The sequence below is a fragment of the Okeania hirsuta genome (assembly GCF_003838195.1).
GTDB lineage: Bacteria > Cyanobacteriota > Cyanobacteriia > Cyanobacteriales > Microcoleaceae > Okeania > Okeania hirsuta.
The window spans coordinates 1-2,367 of record NZ_RCBY01000504.1 but is presented as its reverse complement, the minus strand read 5'-3'; the positions used below and the strand labels follow the sequence as shown (position 1 = coordinate 2,367).

The window sequence follows — 2,367 nt, the reverse complement described above, 5'->3', positions numbered from 1 at the left end:
GATTTAGGAGCCATTTTTAACGGTAAAGGCAAACTTGTTTCCATTAAGTTTAACCCCTCCGGTAATCACGATATCATATCAAAGACTAAAGTAGGTTTAAGCCCTGAAGGATTTGACCTCAGCCCTGATGGAAACTATGCCATCGTGGCGAATATGAGGCGCACATATGGGCCGAAAGCTTTTTGGTTTGTACCAGCTCGAACAGGAGCTTCTCTTTCCCTGGTCAAGGTAGATCCGGAAACCGGCATACTAAAAACTTTGGGTAAGGAGTATCTTTTTGAAGGAGTTCTGCCAGAAGATGCCATTTTCGATACAGAAAGCAACAGTATTGCGGTAGCTGTTTATCATGAACAGGATGAACTTTTTCCAACCCATGGATGGCTAGACCTTTGGAATTGAAAGATGAGCAATTGGTTAAAACTGCAGAAAAACTTCCACTCACCCGGGGAGTACATAATTTACTATTAATCGAAAAATAAAATGTGCATGAATATGTTAAAGAAAGCATTTCTCCTTTCCTTGATTATAGGTCTTTCTGTTAAATCTATACATTCGCAGGACTCTAGAAACCCCAGTACGGGGAGTTTCTCAACTACTGTTAATCCTTCTTTTTTCATACTCGGTGGATATAGTATAAAGGGATTTTATCATTTACCTAAAAAATGGACTTTCGGAATAGCAGCAGAAGCAAGTTTTGAGTTGCCAGAGTTTGCCAGAAATCAATTTTTTGATAACGAAAATGATATCAACGTTAATTGGGATTATCTGGTAGGCATAGAGGCAAGGTTCAGGTTTACGATAGCCCTATTGATAAAGGCCTGTATTTGCAAGGTACATTTGGCTACGAAGGCTGGACAATTGACAATCGAAAAGGGATGGAAGATACCTTCGAAAATTGGTACAGCAGTCTAGGGTTTGGGTATAATTGGTATCCCTTCAAAAAACCAATTTTCACCTGGGAGCCTCCTATAATATTGTTTTCATATTAAATAATACCGAGGAACGTATGGTCGGAGAAAGTATTTATCATATCAGACCCATAGTTCCCCCTTCATTTGCACCTACCATATATCTGGGTTGGAGGTTTTAGTATCTTAAAAATATTATAGACCTATAAGTCAACCGATTTTGGCACGTGACAAGACAAGACACAAGTGGCGATAATCAAGATTATGTTAAGTTATAAATGAATTACTTCTTAAAACAGCTTCATTAGAGTTCTTAGGTATAAAGTAAAGCCCAGCAGTAAGCTGGGCTTTACTTAAAAGGAATCAATTTTGATGATTCGAATGGTGATTGTCTTTTTTATTCAGGGATCATGGCCCCTGAACCCTGAACAGGGGAAAGGGAATACCATTGGATTAGTGGCCAATAATTATTGGTAGGCTACGAACCTAAATGGGTCCAGGGCTTAATATCAATTATCGAGACAGTATCCCTTAAAGTGTGTAAACTCCATCTGTGAGGTTTAAAGCAATTCAGTTAGAGTTTAACTCTATCATCAAAGATCGCAATAAATTGATTAAGAATAATGGGCCAGTTCTTTGATGGCATGGTCCATTTTTTCGTTATCTCGAAAATGGCCAGATAGACTGACTTTTTTAGGGCCTTATCCGTCGGGAAAGACATCTTGTTTTTGGTATACTTTCTAATCTTTCCATTGAGATTTTCAATCAGATTAGTGGTGTAAATGATCTTCCTAATCTCGGGCGGGAAATCAAAAAAAGCGGTGAGTTCTTCCCAGTTGTCTCTCCAAGACTTGATTGCATAGGGATACTTATGGTTCCAGTTTTTGGAAAAGTCTTCTAAAGCGGCCTGAGCTGCTTCTCTGTTTACCGCAGAGTAAATAGGTTTCATATCCTTGGCAAAGGCCTTACGATCCTTCCAGACTACATATTTAGCAGCGTTTCGGATCTGGTGGACTACACAGATCTGGGTGTCAGCTTGAGGAAAACAGAACGAATGGTCTTTGTAAAGCCCTGGAGGTTATCAGTTACAGTAATCAGGATATCTTCTACTCCACGGGTTTTCAGATCTGTCAATACCCCCATCCAGAAGCTAGCGGCCTCTGAGCCTCCTAACCACATACCCAGAACCTCTTTCTTACCATCATTCTTGAGTCCCACAGCTAGGTAAATGGTCTTATTCACCACACGGGAGTTGTCCCTGACTTTGAAGACAATTCCATCCATCCAGACGATCAAATACTGGGCTTCCAGGGGCCTGTTTTGCCAAGCCAGGATATCTTCAGAGATTTTATCAGTGATCTTGGAAATGGCAGAGGTGGAAATCTGAAAATCATAGAGTTCCAGAATTTGGGCTTCTATATCTGCATTGCTCATCCCTTTGGCGTAGAGCGATATCACC

2 protein-coding genes and 1 pseudogene are annotated in these 2,367 nt (G+C 40.3%); 2 read left to right on the top strand and 1 reads right to left on the bottom strand.

Annotated features, from left to right (window positions below):
* Together D5R40_RS36685 and D5R40_RS32275 are read left to right on the top strand one after the other, a co-directional pair.
* On the top strand, nt 1-399 hold a 399-nt coding region (locus D5R40_RS36685), incomplete at its 5' end, for a lactonase family protein (protein ID WP_161565162.1).
* A gap of 87 nt (nt 400-486) precedes the next feature.
* Entirely contained in the window at nt 487-912 is a 426-nt protein-coding gene (locus tag D5R40_RS32275) for a hypothetical protein (RefSeq protein ID WP_205127823.1), read from the top strand.
* A 570-nt stretch (nt 913-1,482) separates the two neighbouring features.
* On the opposite strand, the pseudogene D5R40_RS32270 reads toward D5R40_RS32275, so the two are convergent.
* Nucleotides 1,483-2,342 (bottom strand): annotated as a pseudogene (locus tag D5R40_RS32270) (IS256 family transposase).
* Nucleotides 2,343-2,367: the final 25 nt, after the last annotated feature.

Excerpts from the sequence above, each read along its gene's own strand:
- D5R40_RS32275 (WP_205127823.1), top strand. The coding sequence starts at position 487 with ATGAATATGTTAAAGAAAGCATTTCTCCTTTCCTTGATTATAGGTCTT.